The following is a 25,213-nucleotide window of genomic DNA, read 5'->3' as shown; positions in this document are numbered from 1 at the left end:
GAGGCCTATGAGGTACCCCCGCTCTCCCCAGTCGACCGAGCTCAGCGGCGCCGAGCGGACCGAAGCACCCCCCTCAGCCGAGGCGCGGCCGACGCACCCGGAGCCCCCCGGGCCAGGGGCCGAGACGACCGCCCACGCCGCGCCCTCCGCGCCGGGGCCGGGACGTCTCGACGGGGTCGACCTGGCCCGGTGGATCGCCATCGCCGGGATGCTGGTGGTGCACTTCTGGCTCCCGTTCATGGACGAGGAGAACCCGGTCGCGCGACTCGTGGAGCAGTACGCCTGGGGGCGCGCGACCCTGGTGTTCGCCTTCGTGGCCGGGGTTTCGCTCGCCCTGCTCTCCGGTGGCCGCACCCCGCACACCGGAAAGCGGGGACGGATCACCGGGGGCCAGATCGCGGTGCGCGGGATCGCGCTCATGCTGGTCGGCTGGGCCCTGAACGCCGTCATCGTGGCCGCGGAGGCTCCGCTGACGGTGATCATCACCTACTACGGGCTCTACTTCCTCATGGCCCTGCCGTTCCTGCGGATGGCCGCGCACTGGGTCGCGGCCGCCGCTGTGGCGGCGCTGGTCACCGGCCCGCAGCTGCTGTTCGTGCTGCGGCGCTCCAGCGAGACCGGCGGCTGGATGGCCGACTTCGCGGTCTTCTGGAACGGGATCGATCCGGCCCAGCTCCTGGTGGACCAGGGCCTGCTGGAACTCCTGGTCTTCGGTTTCTACCCCGCGCTGAGCTGCTTCGCGGCGCTGCTCGCCGGGATCGCGGTCGGCCGCCTCGACCTGCGCTCCCAGATCGTCCGCCTCCGCCTGGCGTGCGCCGGGATGCTGATCGCCTTCGTGGCCTACCAGGGCTCCTGGCACGCCTGGGAGACGTGGGGCATCGTGTGGGATCTGGGGCCGCGCGAGGAGCTCTCGGGCCCGGTCCCCACCGACGACGCCCGGTGGCTCCTGAGCAGCATGTCGCACACCTCCACCGCACCCGAGGTACTGGGTGGGATCGGGGTGTCCATCGTGCTGCTGGTGGGCTGCCTCTACGCGGCCGAACGCCTGCCCCGACTGGTGGCGCCCTTCACCGCGGCCGGAGCCCTCGCGCTGACCATCTACGTCCTGCACGCCCTGGTGATGGCCTGGCAGGAGACGGTGGGCGAGGCATCCGGCCGGATGGCGCACTGGGTCGACGGCAACGCCGCCGAGGTCTTCTTCGTCTTCGCCGTGGTCGGTGCCTTCCTGTGGCGCCGCACCGCGGGGCGCGGACCGCTGGAGGCCGGGGTCTCCCGGCTGAGCAAGTTCGTGGTGCGCGACCGGACCGGCCAGGCACGCTGACCGGGTCAGGAACCACGGCGCTCAGGCCTTCACCGCGGCCCTGAGCATGCGGATCTGACCGATCTCGGCGGCGTTCTTCATCAGCTCGCTGTTGACCCACGCCGCGGTGTGGGCGTTGGTCTTCCCAGGGGACCCCTGCCAGGGGAAGGTGGCGGTCGCGTCCAGGTCCGCGTGCTCCAAGGCCTCCGACCACTCGGCCCCCAGCCCCCGGATCCAGGCCACGGTCCGCTCCTCGCCCGGCCACCGGATCTCCTCGCGCTCCTGCGGGGTACGGCCCAGCGTGTGGTCCAGGGTCACCGTCCACCACCACCCGATGTGCCAGGTGAGCCAGGCGATCGTGGGTACCGGAACGGGATCGGGTTCGCTCTCCGCCCAGTCCGGGGTCCACACGCCCCCCGGCCCGTTGCGGACCGTCCAGCACAGCTCGGCGGGCTCCCAGAGGAAGTCCTCGGGCTGGAGGCGCTCCAGGTGGTACTCGAACAGCGCCCAGGTCAGGTCGTACTGGCCGCGCAGCAGGGCGCGACGGGAATCAGACATGCGCCCAATCTGTCATGGCGGGCCCGCGACCGGAAGTGCGTTTTCGGCTACTCGGCGCATCCACCCGTCGCGGCAACGGCGAACGCGGAGCGCCAGTGTGCTGCGGAACGGCGTACCCGGTGTGGCCGAGTCCGGTCAGAACCCGGTACGGTGCCCCGGCCCTCAACTACGGTGTGCCTCTGACCTTGGACTATGTCCTCGGCTGGCCCCCGATTGGAACCCAAGTGCCGCAGAACCCCCTTTACAGCGCCCTCGCCGCGACCTCGGGTCTATCGCTCCTCCTCGTCACAGTGCCGCCCGTAGCCCCGCCCGCCGCGGCACAGGACGGGCCGCGGCCGACCGGGGTCGTCACCGTGGCCGGAACCGGTTCGGCCGGGTACTCGGGTGACGGCGGAGCGGCCCTGGACGCGCGGCTGAACTCCAACCTCAACATCGCGGTGGGCTCCGAGGGCGAGGTCTACGTCGCGGACACCCGGAACAGCCGTGTGCGCCTGGTCGAACCCGACGGCACGATCGACACCGTCGAGGGCACCCGCGGCGAGCGTTCGCCGGACACCGACGGCCCCGACATCGGCGGGTGGGTCTTCAGCCCGAGCGAGACCCCCGAATCCGTCACGACCGGCCCGGACGGGGAGGTGTACGTGGCGAGCCGGTCCAGTATCCGGCGTATGGACGGGGACGGTGAGTTCACCGAGATCGCCGGGGGCGGGGAGGACCGCGAGTTCAGCGACGACGATGACGCGGGAGACGGCGAACAGGCCGAGGACCTGGACGTGTACCACCCGCCGGACATGGACGTCGACGCCGAGGGCAACCTGTACTACCTGGACACGAATTACGACCGTATCCGCAAGGTCGACGGCGACGGGGTGGTCTCGACGGTCGTCGGCGGCGGGTCGGAAAGGGTCACCATCGCGGAGGAGGCGACCGAAGCGGGACTGCACCGGCCGAACAGCTTGGCCGTGGACTCGGCCGGTGCCGTGTACTTCACCGCGGAGAGCCGCTCGCACGTGTTCCGAGTGGCCCCCGACGGTTCGCTCGACACGGTGGCGGGCACCGGTGACGACGGTTTCTCCGGCGACGGCGGATCCGCCCGAGAGGCGGAGCTGAACCAGCCGGAGGGCGTCGCTGTGGACGCCGACGGCAGGCTGCTTGTCGCGGACACCTTCAACGGTCGCGTGCGCGCTGTGGACACTGACGGCACCATCACCAGCCTCGGCGCGGGTTTCGGTAATCCGCGCGGCCTAGAGGTCGGCCCCGAAGGTGACGTGTACGTGGCAACCGGCGCCCGGATCCTGCGGATCGTCATGGACGGTGCGGACGACGAGGCGGAGGAACCGGACGTCGAGGTCGGCGACGACCCCTGGGCGGGGGAAAGCGTCGGCAGCGTGCTGCCGGTGGCCGGTGCCCCGCACGAGACGACGGATGCCGGGCCGGTCGTGCGGACGATGCCGGAGGAGCTGGAGGGCCCGCGCCACCTCGCCGCCGGCTCCGACGGCACGCTCTACGTCTCCGACACCGCGCGGAACCGGGTCCTGGCGGTCGACTCCGACGGCGCGGTCACCGCCGCCGCGGGGTCGGAGTCCCTGGACGGCGGATTCTCCGGGGACGACGGCCCTGCCGAGGAAGCGGAGCTGGACACGCCCCGAGGGCTGGCGGTGGACGCCGACGACAACCTCCTCATCGCCGACACCGGCAACGGCAGGGTCCGGATGGTGGCCGCGGACGACGGCGAGATCAGCACGGTCGCCGGGACCGGCTCGGAAGGCCGGGATGAACTCGAGGAGGAGGCCGACACCGACGAGGATGACGGCCCCATCCGGGGCGACGGAGGGCCGGCGCTCGAAGCCCGGGTCGTACCGACCGACCTCGCGTTCGGGGCCGACGATACGCTCTACGTCGCGGAGTTCGGGGCCGGGCGGATCCGCGCGGTCGCCGACGACGGCGAGATCAGCACGGTCGCCGGGGGCGGCGACCGGTATGCGCACAGTGGCGACGACCATCCGGCGGTGGAGGCGCGCCTCTTTGAGCCGTCCAGGGTCGAGGCGGACGGTGCGGGCAACGTCTACTTCGTCGAATCCGACAAGCCGGCGGTTCGCGCGGTTGACCCCGAAGGCACGCTCACCACGGTCGCCGGTGACAGCTACCTCTCCTTCGACGAGGGCGGTTTCTCCGGTGACGGCGGATCCGCGGACGAGGCGGAGCTGAACACGCCGGAGGGCCTCGCGGTGGACGCCGACGACAACCTCCTCATCGCTGACACCCTCAACAGCCGCCTCCGAGAGGTGGACCCCGACGGGACCATCACCACCGTGGCCGGGACGGGGGAGCCCCGTGACGTGGGCGACGACGGCCCCGCCGCTGAGGCGGGATTCGCCGAACCCCGGGGGGTCGCGGTCGCCCCGGACGGGGAGGTCTTCCTCAGCGGGCCCTTCGGTGAGGGTGTTCGCCGGATCGACCCCGACGGCACCGTCACCACCCTGGTGGACTTCGCCGATATCCGGGGTGACGAAGCCGAACCCACCGAAGCCCCGGCCGACGAGTTCGAGCTCCAATCCCCGGGCGACCTGGGAGTGGACGCGGACGGCACCGTGTACGTGCACGACGCCGGCCGGACGGCTATCCGCGCCGTCGACCCGTCTGAGGGCGCGCTCGGGGCCGTCCCGACCCTGCTTCCCGAGGACGGCGGCGAAGACGACGGTGAGGAGGAAGTTCCCGCCGAGGGCGGCGACCGGCCCCCGCTGGACGTGCACGGGCTCGCCGCGGCGCGCGACGGGACCGTGTACTTCACGACCGAGGGCAGCGCCGTCTACCGGGTCCGGGACGGCGGCCCCGCCGAACTCGTCACGGGTGAGGGCACGGGACCCGTGGTCGGCGCGGCGGCGGAGGCGACGGAGATCCTCCCGGCGGCCCTGGACGTGTCCGCCGACGGCACCCTCTACATCGCCGAGCAGGGGAGCATCCTCCGGTTGGAGGAAGACGGTTCACTGACCACGCTGGCGGGCGGCGAGCCGCCCGAGGCGGAGGAGTGGGAGTTCGAGGGCGACGAGGCGGAGGAGATCGAACCGGTCTCCCCGGCCTCCATCGCCGCCGCACCCGACGGGAGCGTGTACTTCGCGGAGAACACGGAGAACCTCGTACGGAAGGTCGACCCGGACGGGAACGTCACGACCGTCGCCGGGACCGGCGAGGACTCGTGGTCCAGGGACGACGTCCGCGGTAGCGGCCCCGCCGACGAGGTGCCCGTGATCTCCCCGAGGGCGGTCACGGTCGACGACGACGGCAACCTGTACGTGGCGAGCAGCCACGCGATCCACCTCATCCGGCCGGGCGGCTCCATCAGCACCGTGGTGGAGACGGCGCAGGAGCCCCACGAGGAGGACGAGGACGTCGACCGCACGCCGGCGACCTCCCTCGCCGTGGACGGGCACGGCAACCTCTACCTGGACCGGCCCGAGACCAACCAGGTGGAAGTGGTGGTCCGGCCAGCCGAAGCCGGGCTGTCCGGTTGGGGCGCGCTGGGGATCGGCCTGCTGGCGGCCGTGGTGCTGTTCACGGCCGCGGGGGCGGTCCTGCTCCGTGACGAACTGGGCACCCTGGTCAGGCAACCGGGACGGATCCCCGGGGCGCTCGCCACGGTCGCGGTTCTGCTGGTGGCCGGTGCGCTGGACGCGCTCGGCTGGCTCCGGGGGAGGTTCGCCCGATGAGCGGTGACAGGCCGGGGAACCCCGGGCTGCCTGAGAGCGGTGGGGAGCCGGAGAGCGGCGGCCAGCCGGAGGGCGCCACGCCCTCGACCGGTACGGACGTGCGGCCCGTGGTCCCGCCGCCCTTTCCCAGCTGGATGCGCCGACCGAGAGCCCTGCTCGTTTTCGGGGCCGTGTCCCTGGTGCTTCTGCTTGGAGCGACCTGGTTGTCCGCGACGGGAGACCAGAGGCCGGACTTCGACGACTCCCTGACCGGCCCCGTCGCCGAGGCCCGGGTGGACGACGAGCTCGAGGACGGTCCGACCGTCACCGGAATCCATCCGGACTGCGGTCTCTCCCAGGAGACCGTCGAGCGTCTCGCACCCGACGGCGACCGCGGCGGCATCGAGCACGACATGAGCGGCGGGGACCACCGCGAGTGCTCCTGGGAGAGCGGGGGCCTGGCCCGGAGTATGGGGGGTTCCAGCCGGGAGCTCATCGTGGACGTCCGCGCCCACGCTGAGGGCGAGTACGGGTCGCACCCCGTGGGCAGCGCCGTCCGGGGGCTCAGGGACACGCTGGTGACGGCCACGGGCGATACCACCGGACAGACGGAGATCACCGAGATCACCCCCTTCACCGGGTTCGGTGACGAAGCGGTCCTGTTCAACGCCGAGGACGCCGATGGAGTCATCCGGCCCGATGAGGAGCTGGCGGAGGAGGACGTCACGTACCGCTCGGCGCGCACCACGATCCTGGTGCGGGTCGGCAACACGGTCGTCGACGTGTCCTACTCGGGGGCTGACTACGAGCGCGAGGACGACGCGGGCCTGCTGGACGACCCGGGCGAGGAGCTGCTCGACCCGGACAGCACGTGGGGCGGGGCGATCCTCGCCGCCGAGGAGGTTGTCGACGGCCTGGGCGGCGAAGTCGACGCCCCGTTCCAGGCGGTCGCGGAAGACGGTGAGCCGTTGGGGGAGGTGCCCGACGCCTGCGTGGACCTGCCCGAGGAGCTGCGTGCGGACCTCGCCGTCGACGGCGACCCGGAGGGCCGGGACGGCCGCGTGATCGAGGAGCGCCGCATGTCGGAACTGGACGTGTGGGAGGAAGGATGCGACTGGTCCGGGGGCAGGCGGCTGTCCGTGGACATGGGCGTGCTGTCCGACGAGCGGATCGGCGGCGGATCGGCGGCGGCCGACCGCGAGTACCTGTTCTGGTACCTGAACGACAGGACGCCCCCGGAACCGGAGGACGATGGCGGGGGCGAAGACGAGGAACCCCCGCCGGACCACCTCTTCGTGCCGTTGGCCGGGGTCGGCGACGCCGCGTTCACCGCCTTCGAGGGGGACCAGGACTCGTGGACGGTGGACGCGGTGTTCCGCGACCGGAACCTGGTCGTGCGGGTGACCCTGCGGGAGAGCTACCCGCGCGGTCCGATGCCCACGGCGGACGAGGCGCTCAACGACACTTACCTGCTGCTGGAGGAGATCGCCGGGCAGGTCGCCGACCTGCCCTAGGACTCCACCTCCGGGTCGCCCCGATCACTCGCTTTCGGAGGTGAGCTTCTCGGCCTCGGCGAACAGGTCCTCCCGCTCCTCGGGGCCGATGTGGCGGCCGCGGACCACGACGGAGTGGATCCGGGTGGTGTTGCGGATGTCCGCGAGCGGGTCCGCGTCCAGTACCAGCAGGTCCGCGACCTTCCCCGGCTCCACCGTTCCCGACCAGGCCTCGCGGCCGAGGAAGCGGGCAGGTTCCACGGTGGCGGTCTGGAGGACGCGCAGCGGGGTCAGCCCGGCGCCGACCATCAGCTCCAGCTCGTCGTGCAGGGAGAATCCCGGCATGACCCCCAAGGTCTGCACGTCGGTCCCGGCGATCAGGCGGACCCCGGCGGCGTCCATCGCCGCCACGGCCTCACGGCGCATCTCGAACAGCACGCGGCGCTTGGCGGCCTCGTCGGCGCTCCGCCCCGCGAGGTAGAGGGCGCTCGCCATGTAGCCCCATGTCTCCCCGGTTCCTTCGGGCAGGTAGCGCAGCCGCGGGTCCGTGAGCCGGATGCGCTCCGGCAGGTCCAGGTACTGGTGCATCACGAGGGTCGGGCAGTAGGCGACGTCGTTGGCGACGAGCCTCTCGAACACGGAGGCCGCCTCCATGGGCCCGTAGGTGTTGGCGGCCTCCCACTCCACCTCGTTGACCTGGCGGAACCAGCTGGAGTAGTAGAGGTCCGGCTCGAGCCTGATCCGCGCCAGCGCCGCCTCCATCGCTTCGGCGTCGCGGGAGAGGGCGGGCCACAGCCCGTGCACGTGCTCGAAGGACCGCTGGCCGGACTCGACCTGTTCGGTGAAGGGGACGTGGTCCGAGCGGTGCCCCACCACCGGGATGTCGCGGCGGCCGGCCTCGTCGAGGACCGCGTGGTAGGCCTCCGGGGAGAGCCGGGAGTAGACCTTCACGAAGTCGGCGCCGGAGTCCTTCTCCGCCGCGACCGCCTTGCGCGCCTCCTGGGCGTCGGTGATGATTCTCGGCGGTTTGGGGCCGGGGACGTCCTCCCAGAGCGAGGGGGACCCGTCGAGCAGGTTCCCGGCGATCACCGAGCGCGGCCCGAGCAGTTCGCCCGCCTCGACGCGCCGCCGCCGGTCCCTCAGGGTCTGGTCGCCCCACATGTCCCGCACGGTGGTCACGCCGTTGAGGACGTACAGCAAGGGGACGAGGGCGTCGATGTCGCTGTCGGAGTGGGTGTGCATCTCGGTCAGACCCGGGATGAGGTACCTGCCGGTGAGGTCGACGACCTCGGCGTGTTCGGGGACGGTGACCTCCGAAGAGCGTCCGACGGCGGTGATCGTCCCGTCCTCGACCAGCACGGTGCGGTCGGGAAGCGGCGGTGCTCCGGTGGCGTCGATGACGGTGGCGTGGGTGTAGGCCCGCATGGCTTCTCCCTGCTGCGTAGACGGGTTGTGCGCTGCTGCTTCCCGGGGTCAGGGGTGGTTCGAGGTCGGGCTCTGGTTCCGGCTGCTGCGGGGTGCGCCCTCCAGGTGGGGCGGCCCGTGTCTGCTCTGTCCCGTTGCCGTTTCAAGTAATCATACGTATGTATATGACGAATGTACAAGACGTTTGTATGGAACGAGGCTAGAATCAACGCATGGGACACAAGGAGCAGTTGCTCGAAGGGGCGAAGCAGTGCCTCTACGCCAAGGGGTACGCGGGAACCACCGCCCGGGACATCGTGACCGCGTCCGGGGCCAACCTGGCGTCGATCGGCTACCACTACGGGTCCAAGGAGGCCCTGCTCAGTGCGGCGATGATCGAAGCCACTGGCGAGTGGACGGACCGGGTGGCCGGGGTCCTGACGACCGACCGATCCGACCCGATGGGCAGGTTCGAGGAGGTCATGAACCGGCTCGTGCGCTCGTACCCCGAGATGGGCGCCATCGTGGCCGCCAACTTCGAGGCCATCGCCTCCCTGCGGCGGGAGCCGGAGCTGCGTGATCAGATCGCTGCGGCCCACCACGCCGCACGCCGCTCCCTCGTCGCTCTGGTGCTCGGTATAGAGGAGGGTGACGTCACGGACGAGCAGGACCGGGGGCTCGGGGCGTTTCTCCTCGCGCTGATCCCGGGAACCATGAGTCTCTACCTGGTGAACTCCGATGCCGTTCCGGGCGGGGAACAGCTCGCCGAGGGCATGCGGGCACTCGTCGCTTCGGAGGCCGTCGTGCCGACGGATGCGGCGGCCACCGAGGCCTGAGGCCCGGCTCGGACTCCCCTGCATTGCAAGGGGCCGCCGCGTGGCCCCCTTGACCAAATGCGTAAGTTGCTGCTTACATGTTTCCGTGGATGTCATGGAAGCGATCGGGGAGCCGAACCGTCGGCGCGTGGTCGAGATGCTGGCCTCGGGGGAGCGCTCCGCGGGTGAGGTCTCGGCCGGGTTCGACATCAGCCGTCCCGCCGTGTCGCAGCACCTGAGGGTCCTCGTCGAGGCCGGAGTGCTGCGGGTGCGCAACGAGGGGCGTCAGCGGCTCTACTCGGTCAACACATCCGCGCTGGACGAGGTGGGCGACTGGCTCGAGGACCAGCGCGGCCGGTGGAACAAGGCGCTCGACGCCCTGGAACAGGCCATGGAAGAAGGCGAGTCATGACGAACCCGAACTCTCGCGGCACCCTCGGTATCGGCCCGGACGGGGCCTTCCGCATCCGCTTCGAACGCCTTCTCGCGCACCGCCCGGAGCGCGTGTGGGCGTGGATCACCGAGCCCGAGAAGCTGGAGCGGTGGCTCCCCGGATGCGCGATCGAACCCAGGGTCGGCGGCGCGGTCAGCTTCGACTTCGGCGAAGAGGGTGCCGCCACCGGCGTGGTCAGTGAGGTCCGGCCGCCGGGGGAGCAGGGCGTTCTCGTGCACAGCTGGTGCTGGGAGGGCGTGCCGGACTCGGCCGTCCGCTGGACCCTGGAAGGTGTGCCCGGGGGAACCCGGCTCACGCTCGTGCACACCGAGCTCCTCCCCGAGCCCGCCGCCGACTTCGCCACCGGCTGGCACGTGATGCTCGACGCCCTGGCGCTCGCGGCCGACGGCAAGCCCACCGACGACGCTTGGCACGCCGCAGCTGAGGTCGCGGAGCTCTACGCGGCCTCCGGCACCGCAGAGGACTGAGTGCCTGCTGACTAAGGGTGCTGGGCTCCCCTGCCCTGGGGTGTGCTCTTTACCGCGCGGGGGCGGGTTTCCGCGCGGGGGCGGGTTTCCGCGCGGGTATGGGTTCAGTGTGGGTGCTCGTGGGCGGGGGTTGCTTTTCCGGCTGGGGTGTCCTCCTTTCCCGCCGCGCGATTGTGGCCGTCTCCGCTGCGCGCCTCAAGGTCGTCGCCATCGAGCGCTTCGCGCGTCAACGGCGCTCCACCTTGACCCGCTTCGCTGCGACGGCGGGTTGGCGGCTATCGGGAAAGGGGGACGGGTGGTTGAGGTCTGCGCGGTCCCGGCCTTCGGCCGGGTAACCCCGGTCGGCCTGGGGGCCGATGCCTGTCCCTGCGCCGGAGGGTTGACGGGTCGGGTGTCGCGGCCGGTCATGCTCTGCTGCGAACTGCCCCGGCCTTCGGCCGGTGGGCCACTCCGCTGGCGCTGAACGGTTGCTGGTGTCGTGGCCGGTCAATGTGTGCGGCGAACCCCTTTCGGGTGCCTTTCCCCGATGATCTTGCTCCTGTCTCCACCCTCGACCGTCGAGAGTGGAGACAGAGGCAAGATCATCCCCTATTAGTGACCAGGAATTCCAGGTGCGGACAAACATCAAGGCGAGTGGGGAAATAAAGGCCATCCCGGGCGGGAAAAGGGCACCCGAAAAGGGCAACGTTCGGCCTGTCGAGCGAAATCAGTTCCGAAGTCACCGAAGGCAACACTTCCTTTCTCTGGGCTTTTCGCTTACAATAGAAGAATGGCGATCTCTCCTGAAGCACCCACCCCCACCGGGCACACCCCGGTGGACGCCGCGGTGGTCGCTGCTCGGGACGAGACCACCTCCTTCTTTAACCGGGATGTGCCCCTGGGGGCGGCGGGTGAGGTGCTGGACCAGGCCACCCGGGTGTGGGAACACCTCGACCAGATCAAAGTGTCCATGGCCGCCCGGTTGGCGCAGCTGGAGGCCACCGGGCAGCTGTTGGAGCAGGGCGGGCAGAAGAGCCTGCACGACTGGCTGCGCCACGCCTTCGGCATTCCCACCGCCCAGGCCAACGACCTGGCCCTGATCGGGCGGGCCCAGTTCCGCCAGGAAATGGCCCCCACCCTGGAGGCGTTGCACTCCGGGGTTCTGTCGGTGGGTGAGGCCGCCGCCGTCATCAAGGGCTGCGAGGCGGGGGTGGAGAAAAGGGTGAAGGGTGACCACCCCGATGCGGAGCTGTTCCGCGCGCAAATGGAGTGCGGGATCCTGGACTTCAAGGAGTCGCGCCCGAACATGTCGGTGGGTCAGATCACTCGCTTCGCCCACCAGCTGTGCCTGGGGCTCAACCCCAACCGGGTGGAGAAGGACCACGAGGCCGCCCACGCGGCTCGGGGTGCCCAATTGGTCACCACCTTCGACCGCACCTTCCTCCTCCAGATGTGGGGCTCACCCGCTGATGCCCTGAAGGTCCAGGTCGCGTTGGACAACCACCAGGTGCCCTTCCTCCCCGAGGACGGGCTGTCCAAGTACGAGCGCACCTACGACGCCCTCATGGCCGCCCTGGGGTTCGCCCAGTCCCACCAGGGATGCGAGACCCCCACCACCGCCACGGCGCTGATCAACATCACCGTGCCCGCCACGTCCCTGGCCGGCAACGAGGAAGCCGAAGACTCCGGTCCGGCCACCACCGACACCGGGCAGGTCGTGCCGATCTCGGTGGTGCGTGAGTTGATCGGTCAGAGCTGGGTGCGCCGTCTGGTGGTGGAGCAGAAGAGCGGCCAGGTCCTGGACGTGGGCCGCTCGTGCCGGTTGGCTCCGCCCAAGATCCGGGCGGCGGCTTTCCACGGCCACACCAGCTGCGCCTGGCAGTACGGGTGCGATGTCCCCCTGCCGTGGACGCAGGCTGATCACATCGTGGAGTTCTGGCAGGGCGGCACCACCAGTGCCGCAAATATTCAGCCGCTGTGCGCGACCCATAACCAGGTCAAGCACCGGTGGGCGGTGCGCCAGGACCGCCGGATGTGGTCGGGCCGCAACCGAGGCCGCACCGGAAACCGAGGTGGGGCCACGGACCCGGACCCGGATGGGGACCCAGCCCCAGCACCAACCCTGTAATCGTCCACCCCCTACAAGCCTCCACCCGCTTGCGCCGGGCCGCTATCCCCGCGTGCCCAGACCCCACCCCGCCTTCGGGGTGCCGGTCCCGGCCCCGAACCCTCGCCACCCCGGGTGCCGGGGGGTGAGACCTCGCCCTAGAAGCACACTCACCCCTGTTTTTGCCTCCAACAGGGGGCCTCACCCACGCCCCGGCACCGGCCGCCCCCAGACACCAGCCCCCACTCGCCGACCGGGGTTCGCCACACACCATGACCAGCCGCGACACCCCCAACCGTTCCGCTCCGGCGCAGGGGCAGGCATCGGCCCCCAGGCCGAGGGGTTCGCAGCAGAGCATGACCGGCCGCGACACCGCCAGGCGTCAACGCTCCGGCGGAGTGGCCAGTGACGGCCGCCAGGCCGTGCTTGTGCCGTAGGGCCCTTCGGGCCCCGAAGGGGCCCATCGCCTCCCCGACCACACGTCCCCCGTTTCCTGATAGCCGCCCACCCGCCGTCGCAGCGAAGCGGGTCAAGGTGGAGCGCCACTGACGCGCGAAGCGCTCGATGGCGACGACCTTGAGGCGCGCAGCGGAGACGGCCACCATCAAGCGGCAGGAAACGGGGAAACCCGGAACCACCATCACCCCCGCGCGGAAACCTGCACCCGCGCGGTAAGGGACACACTCCAAGAGCATGGGAGCAAGAGCATGGGAGCCCAACACCCTTTGTCAGCAGGCTCTGCGGCCGGAAAGGCCACCGGGGCCGCGGTTCAGGACTCCTGGCTCTCCTCGTTCCCCTCGGCTTCCTGCTCCTCGGGCTTCTGCTCTTCGACCATCGCCCGGAAACCCGAGAGCAGGCAGCGCAGCCCGAAATCGAACCGGCTCGCACTGAACGGCGCCGCACCGGATTCCACGGCCTTCCGGAGAGCGGGAGCGGCCAGGTAGGCCGCCATGGACTCGTCGGCCAGGTCGCCCGCGGGGGCGGAGGAGCGTTCGGCCGACTGGACGTCGAGGGTGGCCGCCCCGCGCACGTAGGAGTCCAGGGTGTCGATCATGTCCAGCTTGACCTGCTCGGGCAGGCCGGTGCCTTCGAAGATCCGCAGCGCGGAGTCCAACCACCTGACCGAGGCCGGGCCGAAGTCGTGCTGGGACTGCCTCAGCTCCAGCACCCACGGGTTCTCCCGGAAGCCCGCCCAGTCGGATCGCGCCCAGGCCTCCAGCTTCTGCCACCACGTGCCGGGCAGTTCGTGCGGGAGGCCGTCCTGGGCGATCACCGTCTCCAGGACCAGGGTCTCCAGAGCGGTGCGGTTGTCGACGTAGGTGTACAGGGTGCCGGGGGCGACCCCGAGCCGGTCCGCGAGCTTGCGCATGGACAGGGCGCTCAGCCCTTCGGCCTTGATCATCTCGACGGCGGTCTCGACGATCAGCTCCCGGGACAGGCGCCGCCGGGGCCCCGGTGCGCGCCGTCGGCCGCGGGACCCTCCGCCGGGCGGGTTCTCGGCCGCTGGCTCGGGTGTGGTTGGCATTGCTCCAAACTAACGTCCCCCTGGACCGCCGCTCTTGTACGGGCTGTCGGCCCACAGGCCCGGCTGTCCGTCTACAGCCCCGAGTGGACCCGGCGGGGGCGCCGCGAGCTGAGCCGCCGCAGGAGCACTTCGAAGGGGCCGCGTACGCCGCGCCGCTCCATGAGGGCGGCGACCACGACGGTGACCAGCCAGAGGCCCACGGCGAACAGGGCCATGGTGGCGCTGGTCAAGTGACCGCCGAGCCCCAGACCCCACAGGGAGAGCACCGGGGCCATGACGATCGAGTGGCTGATGTAGCCGCTCAGGGAGCGCTTGCCCAGGGCGGCCACCGAGGTGATCACCACCGGCGGGCGCGCCCGGCGGGTCAGGCGCTCGGCGGCGAGCACGAACAGCGCCGCGTACCCCAGTCCGCCGACGAGGCCGGTGGTCCAGGCCATCACGCTCATCGCCATGTCGGTGAGCCCGTAGTACGGGGCCGGGTCGAACGCGCCCACGTGCTTGAGCGCCTTGGGGAGTGCGCCGGCCAGCCCCAGGGCTGTCCCGCCGACGGCGACGCCGAGTACGAGCTTCCGGTGCCGCCCGGACTCCTCGATGATCCGGTGCCTCGCGGCCCACATGCCGATCAGGATGGCGACGGGGAGGACCAGTCCGAGACCGTTGACGAAGAGCAGGGCGAACCAGCTGACCAGGCGCATCACAACGGAGGCGAGATAGTTGTCCTCTCCGGATCCGCTGGCCCAGCTGCGGTCGCCCTCCACCGCCACTGGGGGAGCCCCGGCCGGGGCGATCACGAGGATCGCGACCAGCGCCGCGGCGGCGATGACGAAGCCTAGGGCGAGTAGGCCGACTCCGGTGAGGATGCCCCTCCGCAGCCGTCGCTCGCTTCCGTACAGGAACAAGGCGCACAGGAACAGGCCGATGAGCCCGTAGGCGGCCAGGACCTCGGTGCCCAGCAGTAGGGCGGCGTGCACGAAACCGAAGACGAACAGCCACCGGTTGCGGCTGCGGATGGTCGCCGCGGCCTCCTCCTGGCTGGCGCCGCCGGCCATCCGTCGGCTGAGGGTCTGGACGATCCCGTAGCCGACGAGGAAGGCGAAGAGCGGGTACACGCGTACGTCCAGTAGGGCGAGCATGAGGAACTGCGTGACGCTGTCGGCGGCCGAGGTCGGATCCGGGTAGTCCATGGAGCCCGTGTAATCCCCGGCGTACAGGAAGAAGGCCGTGTTGGACAGCAGGATCAGCAGCAGCATCCCTCCCCTGGCGAAGTCGGGTGCCAACAGTCGTTCGCCCTGCATGTGCGGACCTCCAACCTATCTTTGAACACTGTTCAGAATTGTAGGTGAGGTGCCGGGGTCCTTCAAGGGGGCATCCCGTCCGCAGGCTGTCCCTCCGACCCCTTTGTGTGCCTCAGATCACACGCGTGGTAGCGTCCGCCCGCCGAACACGCCGTAGCGGAGGAGTCGCTCAGATGGCCACTGTCAGCACCGTTCGAGGCGAGGTCGACAGCGCAGACCTCGGTCGGACCTACATGCACGAACACGTCTTCGTCCTCACCCCGGACATCCAGCAGGACTTCCCTGGGGAATGGGGCGACGAGGACGAGCGGGTGGCGGACGCGGTCGCACGCCTGCGCGCACTCGCCGGGCAGGGGGTCCGGACGGTCGTCGATCCCACGGTCATCGGGCTCGGCCGGTACATTCCGCGCATCCGGCGGATCGCCGACCAGGTACCCGAGCTCAACATCGTGGCGGCGACCGGGATCTACACCTACGACAGCGTCCCGCGCTACTTCAGATACCGGGGTCCGGCCCTCAACGAGGCTCTAGGCACGGAGGTCCCCGACCCCATGGTGGACATGTTCGTCGCCGACATCACCGAGGGGATCGCCGGGACCGGGATCCGTGCGGGCATGCTCAAGTGCGCGATCGACGAGGAAGGGCTGACCCCGGGCGTCGAGCGGGTGATGCGCGCCGTCGCCCGCGCCCACCACGAGACCGGCGTCCCCGTCACCGTGCACACCCACCCGGGCGCCAAGACGGGCCCGCTGGTGCAGCGGGTGATGTGCGACGAGGAGGGTGTGGCCCCGGGCCGGATCGTCCTCGGCCACAGCGGTGACACCACCGACTACGACCATCTCGCCGACCTCGCCGACGCCGGGTTCGTCCTGGGCATGGACCGCTTCGGCCTCAACTTCGACACGACCTTCGAGGCCCGCGCGGACACGCTCGTCGAGATGTGCCGCCGCGGCTACGCGGAGCGGATGGTGCTCTCCCAGGACGCGGCCTGCTACAACGACTGGATCGATCCGAACGTGATGGCGTTCCTGCCCCAGTGGAACTACCTGCACCTGGGTGAGGAGGTCCTGCCGCACGTCCGCGAGCGCGGTGTGACGGAGGAGCAGGTCCGGGCGATGCTCGTGGACACTCCGAGGGCCTTCTTCGAGGGTGCCCTCCCCGCCGCCTGACCCTCAGTCGATCCCCCGCGCGCTGCGGCCCGGACGGGCCGCAGCGCGCGCGTCTGTCGTGCCCGATAAGAGGTGTGTCATTGACGTTAGTGTGTGAGGCACACTATCGTGCGACTCATGAAGGAAGACGAGCGTCTGGCCGGACACCTCCAGGAACTGCGGCGCGGCACTGTGGTGCTGGCCTGCCTGGCCACCCTGGGACGTCCGCGCTACGGCTACGCGCTGCTCGAGACCCTGGAAAAGGCCGGGTTCTCGGTGGACGGCAACACGCTCTACCCACTCCTGCGGCGCCTGGAGAAGCAGGGCCTGCTGACCAGCGAGTGGAACACCGAAGAGGCGCGGCCGCGCAAGTTCTACCTGGTCAGCCCCGACGGTGAGGAACTGCTCGACAGACTGACGGGGGAGTGGGACGCGCTCGACGGCGCGATCCGTGCCCTCACGGAAGGGGATACCCATGGGTGACCGGGCCGCCGAACCCGCTCTGACCGACCGCTACGTCTGGGCCGTCACACGTCACCTGGGGCCGGAAACCGGCCCGGACGTGGCGCGTGAACTGCGCGGATCCATCCACGACACGATCGAAGCCAAGGTCGGGGCCGGGGCCGACCCCGACCGGGCCGAGGAGGAGGCACTCACCGAACTCGGTGACCCGGACGCCCTCGCCCGCGAGTACGGAGAGGTGCCCGGGTACCTGATCGGCCCGGCCGTGTACCCCGGTTACGTCCGACTGCTGAAGGTGCTCCTGGCCGTCCTGGTGCCGCTCGCCCTGGCCCTGGTGTTCGTGGACCGGTTCGCGGTCGGCGCCGAGGGCTTCGGCGACATCGCCCTCGAGATGGTGGGCGCCGTCATCGCGGTCACGGTGCACGTCTGCTTCTGGGTGACCCTCGCCTTCGCGCTCATCGACCGGGCGCGCCCCGCCCACGCACGCGGCGAGCCGTTGGCCCCGTGGCGCACCGACCAGCTGCCCGCCGGGACCCCGTGGCGCCAGGTCCGCCTGCCGGGGACCATCGCCTACGTGCTCTTCGTCGCCCTGGTGATCGCCCTCCTGATCTGGCAGTTCGCCGGTGTCACGGACCCGACCATGCAGGTCCAGATACTCAACCCCGACCTCGCCCTGACCTGGGTGGCACTGTTGATCGGCGCGCTTGTCGCCGAGATCGCCCTGGCCGTCGCGGTCTGGCGGGCCGGCCGGTGGACCCCGCCGCTCGCGGTGGGCTACGTGCTCGCCAACGCCACGTGGGCGCTCGTGGCCGTGTGGCTGCTGCTCCAGGACCAGCTGATCGTCCCCGATCTCCCAGAGCGGTTCGGTGCGGTGTTCGGTGTTGCCGCCGACTGGACGGTCCCGACCTCCCTCATCGCGGCCGCGGTGCTCCTCATCGCCGTCTGGGAGATCGTCGACTGCCTGCGGAACACCCGTCAGGCCGCCACCCGCCGGGCCAGCACCCGGCCCTGACTCCGGCGAACCGGACGGACCCGCGCGAGACGGGTCACGGGTGGACGTGGAGGAGCCGGCAGCAGTTGAACGCCGTCCACGTGATGTCGGACGCCGCCTCCTCCCGCATCTGTTCCAGGGTCCGAGGGCCCTGGGCGATCGAGAACGCCGCGGTGATCCCGGAGCGGCGGAGCTCCTCCTGGGTGACGGACACGCTGCCAGCGATCACCACGACGGGCACGTGCGCGGGGGTGAACCGGCGCACGGCGTCGACGACCTTGCCGCCGAGGGACTGGCTGTCGAAGCGCCCCTCACCGGTGAGGACCAGGTCGGCCCAGGAGAGCAGCTCTTCGGCGTCGAGGACCTCGGCGACCAAGCGCGAGCCCGGGACGAGCTGCGCACCGAGGAGGGTGGTCAGCGTCGCCGGAATGCCGCCCGCCGCGCCCGCCCCGGGAAGGTTACGGACGTCGTCCCCGGTCGTCTCGGCCAGGACGTCGGCGAGCCGGGCCAGTCCGGTGTCGAGGACGCGCACGTCCTCGGGGGTCGCGCCTTTCTGGGGGCCGAAGACCGCGGCCGCGCCCGTGTCACCCACCAGCGGGTTGGTGACGTCGCAGGCGACGCGCCACCGAACGGCGCGGGCGCGCGGGTCGAGCGCGGTGGTGTCGAGGGCGGCCAGGTCGTTGAGGTCCCCGCCCCCGTCGGGGAGCTCGGCCCCGCCGGAGTCGAGGAAGCGCGCCCCGAGCGCGCTCAGCATGCCGGTTCCGCCGTCCGTGGAGGCCGACCCCCCGATGCACAGGAGGATCTCCTCGACCCCCGTGTCCAGCAGTTCCCGCACGACGCGTCCGACCCCTCGGCTGGTCGCGGCGCGCGGCTGGAGCGGCACGTCGGCGACGTCGGGCAGGCCGTTGGCCTCGGCGGCCTCGACCACGCCGGTTCTGCCGTCGGGGGAGACCCCGAACCGGGCGCTTGTCGGTCGGCCGAGGGCGTCGGTGGTGTCCACCGAGAGCGCGGTGGTGCCCCAGGAGCCGAGCAGCGCGTCGAGGGTGCCCTCGCCCCCGTCCGCGAAGGGCAGGGTGCGGACGGACACGGGGGTGCCGCGGCCGCTGAACGCTTCTCGGGCCCCGTCCGCCATGGCCTCCGCGACCTCTACGGCGGACGCACTCCCCTTGAACGAGTCCGGGACCACCGCGACCCGGACGGCGGCGGACTCGTCATGCGCGTGAAACTCGTTGGACATGTCCGAGATCCTAGGAGTCTCGCGGGTGCGAATCGACGGTGGAGCGCCCAGACTTCCTGCGGTTTCAGCTCTGGGGTATGTGCGAAGTGCCCAGTGTGGTGACCGGTTCGGGACCCAGGGCGGCGAGGGCGTAGAGCGCCATGCGGAGCGAGGCCAGGTGGTCGGGGCGGCGGATGTCCAGGCCGGTGTCGGCCCTGATCCGGTCGACCCGCTGGAGGAGGGTGTTCCGGTGGACGAACACGGTGTCGGCCGCGGCCTGCATCGAGCCGGTGGCGGCCACGGCGGAGACGGTCCGCCGTTGTGCCTCGCTGAAGGAGGAGACCCGGCCGGCCAGGCGCGTGAGCGTGCGGTGGGGCAGGTGCGCCACGGCGACGGCGGTCTCCCGCGACCACGGTTCCGCCGAGTCGAGCGGCGGGAGCAGGCCGGCGTAGTGGCAGAGCGCCCGCGACTCCTCGGCGTAGGCGAGCAGGACACCGACGTCGTCGGTCACCGGGGTGCTGGTGTGGCGGCTCTCGGCGGGCAGCCCCAACGAGTCGGCCGACGGGGCCTTGCCCGAGGCGATGAGCCAGAGTGCACCGTGGAGTACGGCGGCCCGCCGCCCGGGGTCGCCGTTGATCCGTGCCGCGGCCGTCTCGGCCAGCGGGGGAGGGGCCGCTCCGGCGTCCTGGCGGGGTGCGCCCGCCGTCCACAGCGCCAGGGACCACGGTGGCGGCAGCCCGGCCGCGGTCAGGCGGGACCGTGCGTCGTCCGGGCGGGTCGTACCCGAACTCAGCGCCGCGACCAGGTCCCGTGCCTCGGTGTGCCGACGACCGGCCGCGTCCTGCGCGTGCTCCTGGGTGATGAGGAGCTGGACGGTGAGGGCGACGACCCTGGCCAGCGACTCCACCTCACGGGGGTCGCCGGTGACCCCGACGACCCCGCGCAGCTCCCCGTCGAGCATCAGCGGCTCGTTCGCGCCGGGCCGGTCGGCGGTGCCGGGGCCGGGGGCGGTCACGAGCACGCTTCGGCGCTCGGCGATCACCCGCTGCGCCCCTCGGTGCAGGCTGCCCACCCGGGCGGGGTCGAGGCAGGCGATGATGGTGCCGTGCTCGTCCATCACGTTGATGTTGTGGCTGATCGTCGGGGCGATGAGGTCGACCACGCGCTGGGCGAGTTCACTGCTCAGAGGGGTCCTGGGCCGGTCGTCGGGCATACCGACAGAGTAGTGACCCGTGCCTGGGTCCTCCTGTCCACCGGACCAGAGTTGTCCACAGGAGACAAAAGTGTTGGGAGCTTGTCGGTAAGAGCGGGCATGATGTCGACATGGATCGAGTCCTCCCTCCGACATGGCGCCCGTCCAGCGAAGCCGAACTCGAAGCCGCTCTGAACGAAGGCGCGTTCACCGAGACCCCGAAGCGCGAGGCGAAGCAGCAGCTCCGGGGGTCCAAGGACCAGGCGAAGGACATGGCCTCCTTCGCCATCGACGGCGGTCTGATCGTGGTCGGTGTCAGCGAGATCAAGGCCGAGGGCCGGTTCGAGCTCGCCCCGGTCGAGTGGGTCGACCAGATCCTGGAGACCCCCGCCCGGATCGCCGCCTCGTCCTGCGACCCGCCGCTCCAGGTCTCGGTGGACTGGCTCGAGAGCGAGCGGCCGGGCCACGGCTACCTGCTCATCGAGGTGCCCGCCTCACCGCTGGCCCCGCACATGGCCGGGGGCGCGTACTACGGGCGCGGCGACAAGGAGAAGCGGCGCCTGTCCGACGCCGAGGTGGAACGGCTCATCCGGGCCAGGGACGCCTCCCTCGACGTCGTGCGCACCGCGCTGCACGAACAGGTGCGCAAGGACCCGTTCCCGGAAGGGGAGCTGGCGCACCTGCACGTGGTCGCCCTGCCCTCGCGCCAGGTACCCGGCATGTTCAAGGCGTGGACCGCCTCGGAGAACTCCCAGCCCCTGCTCTTCGACCTCGTCCGGGACGGGATCTCCGGCCAGACCCGGGAGCGCGGCGGCGGGGAGGCCGACGTGTCACCGACCTTCCAGGAGCTCCGTTCCGGGTTCCGCACGGCGGGCGGGGTCGGTATCGGGAGCCAGCCCTCGTCGGAGGGCGGTGAGCAGGACGAGCTGCGGTTCGTCGTCCGGGAGCGCGGCGAGGTCTCCTTGTACTGCGGGCGGGCCGGTGACCGCAGGAACGGCCAGCACCTGTTCTTCGACGGCGCGCTGGCCTTCCGGGTCCGGGCCTTCCTCGACCTGCTCGGCAACCTCTCCGAGGACGCCGGGTACGGCGGCAGCTGGGACGTGGGCGTGGCGGTCACCAATATGCACGGGGTGTCCGCGTGGGCCGGAGGGCCCCTGTACTCCCCGGATGTGGAGTACGACGCGGAACGCTACGAACAGGTCACCCGGGTGCCCCAGCTGGAGCTGGAGAAGCCGGGCAGTGCGACCGACCGCCTCGTCGGCGAACTCCTCCGGTCGCTGGGCAACGCCTCGGCCCACTCCGACCTGCTCTCGGACCCCGAGTAGAGCCGGTCGGCCGCCAGTCGCGGAGCGGTCGGTCACCGGGCCACGCGGCTCCGCCACCGGGGAGCACTGATAGCTTCTCCGCCATGGAGACAACTGGCCCGGCTGACTGGCGGGCGGCCAACCGTTCGCACTGGGACGAGAGGGTCCCCCTGCACATCGCGAGCGACTTCTACGACCTGGACGGTTTCCGGGCCGGGGCGGACGCGCTGCGGGCATTCGAGCGCGCCGAGGTCGGCGACGTCACCGGGAAGTCGCTGCTCCACCTGCAGTGCCACATCGGGCTGGACACGCTGTCGTGGGCGCGGCACGGCGCGAAGCGCGTGGTCGGGCTGGACTTCTCCGGACCCGCCGTGGAGATGGCCCGCGGCCTCGCCGCCGAGATCGGTCTCCCGGACGGACAGGCGGGCTTCGTCGAGGCCGACGTGTACGACGCGGCCGCCGCCGTGCCGGAGGAGAGCTACGACATCGTCTACACGGGTGTCGGTGCGCTGTGCTGGCTCCCCGACATCCACCGCTGGGCACGGACCGCGGCGTCGCTCGTCGCCCCCGGCGGCTTCCTCTACCTCGCGGAGTTCCACCCGCTCACCGACGTCCTCGACGACGAGACGGGCACCCGGGTCGTGCGGGACTACTTCGCGAAGGACGCTCGGGTGGACGAGACCCCCGGCACGTACGCGGACCTGGAGGCCAGGACCGTCCACAACCGCAGCGTGGAGTGGCAGCACCCCATCGGGGACGTGATCACGTCCCTCGCCTCCGCCGGGCTGCGGATCGAGTTCCTCCACGAGCACGACGCCACGCTCTTCCCCCGGTTCGGGGACCTCGAACGTACCGCCGAGGGCTTCTACCGCTTCCCGGCCTCCCGCCCCAGCATCCCGCTGATGTACTCGCTGCGAGCACGCAAGCCCTGACCCGGGGCGCGGAACCCCGCCGTCGTCCACGGCGGGGGCGTCAGAGCCAGTCGTGTTCGCGCGCGTACCGCGCCGCCTCGTGCCGGGTCCGCGTCTGGGTCTTCTGCATCGCGTTCGAGAGGTAGTTGCGCACCGTCCCCTCCGCCAGGTGGAGCCGGGCGGCGATCTCGGCGGCTGAGTACCCTTCACCGGTCGCCCTCAGCACGTCGATCTCCCGGTCGGTGAGCGGGCAGTCGTCGATGACGGCGAGCGCGGACACGTCCGGGTCGACCCACCGCCTGCCTTCGTGCAGGGTCCTGATGACCGAGGCGATGTCCGCCGGATCCGCCGACTTGCTGACGAAGCCCTGGACCCCGAGCCGCAGCGCCTTGCGGAGCACGCCGGGCCTGGCGTGCCGGGTCAGCATGAGGATGACCTGATCCGGTCGCTCGCGGCGGATCGCGGCGACGGCGCCGAGCCCGTCCACCCCGGGCATCTCCAGGTCGATGACGAGCACGTCGGGCCGGTGCCGGAGCGTGGCCGCCACTGCCGCCGCGCCGTCGTCGGCTTCGGCGAGTACGCTGACCTCCCCCTCGAGCGGGAGCAGCGATGCCAGGGCCTTGCGGAGGAGGGCCTCGTCGTCGGCGAGTACCACGGTGGTCATCGGTCGTCCTTTTCGTGTGTTCCTTCTTTGGCGGGCAGGCCGGTTCCGGAGTGCTGCCGTGGAAAACGCGCGGCCGTCCGAAACCGCCCGTCCTTCTGTTCCGCCGAGAGTTCGCCGCCGCCGTCGGCCACCCGTTCCCTGAGGGTGGCGAGGCCGCTGAGCTTGGGCGGCGCCCCGTCCCGCACACCGTCGTTGACGATGGTGATGCCCGCTTCCGTGAGGGTGACCCACACCTGTTCAGCCTGTGCGTGCCGCAGGATGTTGGTCGTCGTCTCCCGGAGGACCTGGCCGAGCAGCTCGCCCCCGCGCGTATCGACGTCGGCCCCGCGGTCGACGTGGACGCGGATCCCCGCGGCTTCGAAGAGGTTCTTGGCATTCTCCAACTCCGCGGGCAGGTTGAGGCGGCGCTGTGCGTAGGCGAGCTCCTTGGTCTGGGCGATGGTGTCGCCGACCAGGGTGTGCACCTCGCCCAATTCCCGCTCCACCTGGTCGATGTCGCTGTGCACGAGTTTTCGGGCCAGCGCGACTTTCAGCTTCACCACGTGGAGCGTGTGCCCTTGGATGTCGTGCAGATCACTGGCGAAACGCACGCGTTCCCGGACCACTGCCATCTCCGCCTCGCGTTCCCGTGACTCCGCCAGCTCCTCGATGAGGCCGGAGACCACGTAGTTGAGGGAGGTCAGGACGACCCCCACGACGGCGACGCTCGTGGCGCCGACTGCGTACTCGAGCAGAACGAGACCGGCCTCTTCGGTTGACATCACCAGGCGCAACGCGACCACCGAGGCGATGAAGGCGACCAGGACCAGCGCCGCGACCCGGCGGTGGCGCGGCAGCTGGAAGACGAGGATGGTGCCGGCGACGGAGAGGCCGAAGGACGCGGAAGGGCTGTCCACGACCAGAACCCCGAAGATCCACACGGCGGCCGCGACGGCCAGGCAGAGAAGCGTCGTGCGGGAGTGGCGTGCCGACTTCCACGCGGCGACCGCCACGATGGCCGCCACCACGCCCAGCCCGAGCACGGTCGCCTCCCCCCAGGTCTCGGCGTTGCCCGAAACCAGCAGCGCCCCCACGGCGGAGAGTGACGCCAACACGATGTTGCGGCTGACCGTGCGGAGGTGCCCCTGCGTCGCTTCGGTGCGATCGGACGTCATGTGGGCCTTTCCAGGGTCGGTCAGTGGAACCCGTCCCAGTATTCTTCCGGCTTCACTCGGCCACCAGTGACACCACGTCATGACCTCACCTGGAAAAACGTCATGGCGGAGTGGTGACGCGGCTCCACTGCCGATCGGGTGGGCCGACGGCTGGAATAGACGGCATGTCCTCTACACCAGTGATCGACGTCGAACGACTGAACCTCGAGTACGGAGACTTCCACGCCGTGAAGGACCTGTCCTTCCACGTACGGCGCGGGGAGTTCTACGCACTGCTCGGCACGAACGGGGCGGGTAAGACCTCGGCCTTGGAGACCGTCGAAGGCCACCGCGCCGCCACATCGGGCACCGTGCGGGTCTTCGGCGAGAACCCGCGCGACCGCCGGTCCGTGCGGCCCAGGACCGGCATCATGCTGCAGGAGAGCGGCTTCTCGCCGGACCTGACGGTGCGCGAGTCGGTCCGGCTGATCGGAACGCTCACTCGGCGGGCGGACAGCGTCGAGCGCGTACTCGGCGTCGTCGACCTGACCGGCAAGTCCGGAACCAAGGTGTCCCAGCTCTCCGGCGGTGAGAAGCGGCGCCTGGACTTCGCCACCGCCGTGTACGGCACTCCGGAGCTGATCTTCCTTGACGAGCCCACCACCGGCCTGGACATCCAGTCCCGGGACGATCTCTGGGACGCCGTCGACCGGCTGCGCGAGGACGGGTCCACCGTCGTGCTCACCACGCACTACCTGGAGGAGGCGCAGCAGCGCGCCGACCGCATCGGGCTGATGCACAAGGGCTCTCTCCACCGGGAGGGGACCGTCTCCGAACTGACACGGAGCCTGCCGGCCACGATCCGCTTCACCCTCCCGTCCACCGCGCCGACACCGCCGCTCCAGGCCGTGGACGAGGGCGGCGGCACGCTCCTCGTCGAGACCCTCGGATTGCAGAGGGACCTGCACACCCTGCTCGGCTGGGCCCAGGACCACGCGGTGGAACTGCGGGACCTGCGGGCCGGTCCGACCCGGCTCGACGACGTCTTCCGCGCCATCGGCAGCGACTAGCACCAGCCGCACCCGCCAAGAAGCCTGACTCTCCAAGAA

The 25,213-nt window shown here is 70.9% G+C and carries 21 protein-coding genes; 13 read left to right on the top strand and 8 right to left on the bottom strand.

Going from position 1 to position 25,213, the window contains the following annotated elements; all coding sequences use genetic code 11:
• Positions 1-7: 7 nt before the first annotated feature.
• Entirely contained in the window at positions 8-1,321 is a 1,314-nt protein-coding gene (locus ACYVD1_RS10360; RefSeq protein WP_460770688.1) for a DUF418 domain-containing protein, read from the top strand.
• A gap of 21 nt (positions 1,322-1,342) precedes the next feature.
• Here ACYVD1_RS10360 and ACYVD1_RS10355 read toward each other — a convergent pair whose 3' ends face one another.
• Positions 1,343-1,858, bottom strand: a complete 516-nt coding sequence (locus ACYVD1_RS10355; RefSeq protein ID WP_460770686.1) for a DinB family protein — start codon at positions 1,856-1,858, stop codon at positions 1,343-1,345.
• A 224-nt stretch (positions 1,859-2,082) separates the two neighbouring features.
• On the opposite strand from ACYVD1_RS10355, the gene ACYVD1_RS10350 reads away from it, so the two are divergent.
• Together ACYVD1_RS10350 and ACYVD1_RS10345 are read left to right on the top strand one after the other, a co-directional pair.
• A complete protein-coding gene (locus ACYVD1_RS10350) occupies positions 2,083-5,565 on the top strand; it encodes an NHL domain-containing protein (protein ID WP_460770684.1) in 3,483 nt (1,160 codons plus the stop codon).
• Positions 5,562-7,058, top strand: a complete 1,497-nt coding sequence (locus tag ACYVD1_RS10345; RefSeq protein WP_460770681.1) for a hypothetical protein — start codon at positions 5,562-5,564, stop codon at positions 7,056-7,058. The genes ACYVD1_RS10350 and ACYVD1_RS10345 overlap by 4 nt, the downstream gene beginning before the upstream one ends.
• 24 nt (positions 7,059-7,082) lie before the next feature.
• On the opposite strand, the gene ACYVD1_RS10340 is transcribed toward ACYVD1_RS10345, so the two are convergent.
• Positions 7,083-8,462: an amidohydrolase family protein gene (locus ACYVD1_RS10340; RefSeq protein ID WP_460770680.1), complete on the bottom strand. Its 1,380-nt coding sequence runs from the start codon at positions 8,460-8,462 to the stop codon at positions 7,083-7,085.
• Positions 8,463-8,674: 212 nt separating this feature from the next.
• On the opposite strand from ACYVD1_RS10340, the gene ACYVD1_RS10335 reads away from it, so the two are divergent.
• The 4 genes from ACYVD1_RS10335 (at position 8,675) to ACYVD1_RS10320 (ending at position 12,284) form a co-directional block, all read left to right on the top strand.
• Complete coding sequence (locus ACYVD1_RS10335; RefSeq protein WP_460770677.1) at positions 8,675-9,277, top strand: TetR/AcrR family transcriptional regulator; 603 nt, start codon at positions 8,675-8,677, stop codon at positions 9,275-9,277.
• Between the two features lie 94 nt (positions 9,278-9,371).
• Positions 9,372-9,668 (top strand): ArsR/SmtB family transcription factor, encoded by a 297-nt coding sequence (locus ACYVD1_RS10330; RefSeq protein ID WP_460770675.1) that lies wholly within the window; start codon positions 9,372-9,374, stop codon positions 9,666-9,668.
• A complete protein-coding gene (locus ACYVD1_RS10325) occupies positions 9,665-10,177 on the top strand; it encodes an SRPBCC family protein (RefSeq protein ID WP_460770673.1) in 513 nt (170 codons plus the stop codon). The genes ACYVD1_RS10330 and ACYVD1_RS10325 overlap by 4 nt, the downstream gene beginning before the upstream one ends.
• Before the next feature lie 769 nt (positions 10,178-10,946).
• The gene (locus ACYVD1_RS10320) at positions 10,947-12,284 is read left to right on the top strand and encodes an HNH endonuclease signature motif containing protein (protein WP_460770671.1); all 1,338 of its coding nucleotides are present in this window, start codon (positions 10,947-10,949) and stop codon (positions 12,282-12,284) included.
• 748 nt (positions 12,285-13,032) lie between these two features.
• Here the strand turns inward: ACYVD1_RS10320 and ACYVD1_RS10315 are convergent.
• Both ACYVD1_RS10315 and ACYVD1_RS10310 read right to left on the bottom strand, forming a co-directional pair.
• Complete coding sequence (locus ACYVD1_RS10315; RefSeq protein ID WP_460770669.1) at positions 13,033-13,788, bottom strand: TetR/AcrR family transcriptional regulator; 756 nt, start codon at positions 13,786-13,788, stop codon at positions 13,033-13,035.
• Positions 13,789-13,859: 71 nt separating this feature from the next.
• Positions 13,860-15,083 (bottom strand): DUF418 domain-containing protein, encoded by a 1,224-nt coding sequence (locus ACYVD1_RS10310; RefSeq protein ID WP_460770667.1) that lies wholly within the window; start codon positions 15,081-15,083, stop codon positions 13,860-13,862.
• 173 nt (positions 15,084-15,256) lie between these two features.
• On the opposite strand from ACYVD1_RS10310, the gene ACYVD1_RS10305 reads away from it, so the two are divergent.
• The 3 genes from ACYVD1_RS10305 to ACYVD1_RS10295 all read left to right on the top strand — a co-directional run bounded on the left by ACYVD1_RS10305 (position 15,257) and on the right by ACYVD1_RS10295 (position 17,705).
• Entirely contained in the window at positions 15,257-16,252 is a 996-nt protein-coding gene (locus ACYVD1_RS10305) for a phosphotriesterase family protein (protein WP_460770665.1), read from the top strand.
• Positions 16,253-16,369: 117 nt separating this feature from the next.
• On the top strand, positions 16,370-16,714 hold the full coding sequence (locus ACYVD1_RS10300; RefSeq protein ID WP_460747873.1) for a PadR family transcriptional regulator: 345 nt from the start codon (positions 16,370-16,372) through the stop codon (positions 16,712-16,714).
• A complete protein-coding gene (locus tag ACYVD1_RS10295; RefSeq protein WP_460770663.1) occupies positions 16,707-17,705 on the top strand; it encodes a permease prefix domain 1-containing protein in 999 nt (332 codons plus the stop codon). Before ACYVD1_RS10300 ends, ACYVD1_RS10295 begins: the two co-directional genes overlap by 8 nt.
• A gap of 34 nt (positions 17,706-17,739) precedes the next feature.
• On the opposite strand, the gene ACYVD1_RS10290 is transcribed toward ACYVD1_RS10295, so the two are convergent.
• Entirely contained in the window at positions 17,740-18,921 is a 1,182-nt protein-coding gene (locus tag ACYVD1_RS10290) for a glycerate kinase (RefSeq protein ID WP_460770660.1), read from the bottom strand.
• Between the two features lie 64 nt (positions 18,922-18,985).
• A complete protein-coding gene (locus ACYVD1_RS10285; protein ID WP_460770658.1) occupies positions 18,986-20,113 on the bottom strand; it encodes a CdaR family transcriptional regulator in 1,128 nt (375 codons plus the stop codon).
• 110 nt (positions 20,114-20,223) lie between these two features.
• Here ACYVD1_RS10285 and ACYVD1_RS10280 point away from each other — a divergent pair, with 110 nt between their 5' ends.
• Positions 20,224-21,417 carry an AlbA family DNA-binding domain-containing protein gene (locus tag ACYVD1_RS10280; protein ID WP_460770656.1) on the top strand — a complete coding sequence of 398 codons (1,194 nt, stop codon included), beginning with the start codon at positions 20,224-20,226 and terminating at the stop codon, positions 21,415-21,417.
• Between the two features lie 83 nt (positions 21,418-21,500).
• Positions 21,501-22,328, top strand: coding sequence for a class I SAM-dependent methyltransferase (locus ACYVD1_RS10275; RefSeq protein WP_460770654.1), 828 nt, complete (start codon positions 21,501-21,503; stop codon positions 22,326-22,328).
• Positions 22,329-22,368: 40 nt separating this feature from the next.
• On the opposite strand, the gene ACYVD1_RS10270 is transcribed toward ACYVD1_RS10275, so the two are convergent.
• Together ACYVD1_RS10270 and ACYVD1_RS10265 are read right to left on the bottom strand one after the other, a co-directional pair.
• A complete protein-coding gene (locus ACYVD1_RS10270; RefSeq protein ID WP_460770651.1) occupies positions 22,369-22,971 on the bottom strand; it encodes a response regulator transcription factor in 603 nt (200 codons plus the stop codon).
• Positions 22,968-24,125, bottom strand: coding sequence for a sensor histidine kinase (locus tag ACYVD1_RS10265; RefSeq protein WP_460770648.1), 1,158 nt, complete (start codon positions 24,123-24,125; stop codon positions 22,968-22,970). The genes ACYVD1_RS10270 and ACYVD1_RS10265 overlap by 4 nt, the downstream gene beginning before the upstream one ends.
• A 164-nt stretch (positions 24,126-24,289) precedes the next feature.
• On the opposite strand from ACYVD1_RS10265, the gene ACYVD1_RS10260 reads away from it, so the two are divergent.
• Positions 24,290-25,174 carry an ABC transporter ATP-binding protein gene (locus ACYVD1_RS10260; RefSeq protein WP_460770646.1) on the top strand — a complete coding sequence of 295 codons (885 nt, stop codon included), beginning with the start codon at positions 24,290-24,292 and terminating at the stop codon, positions 25,172-25,174.
• Positions 25,175-25,213 lie beyond the last annotated feature (39 nt).

The organism is Nocardiopsis nanhaiensis, assembly GCF_054778635.1.
Note: the sequence above shows the minus strand (reverse complement) of the source record. Positions and strands in the feature narration are given on the sequence as shown.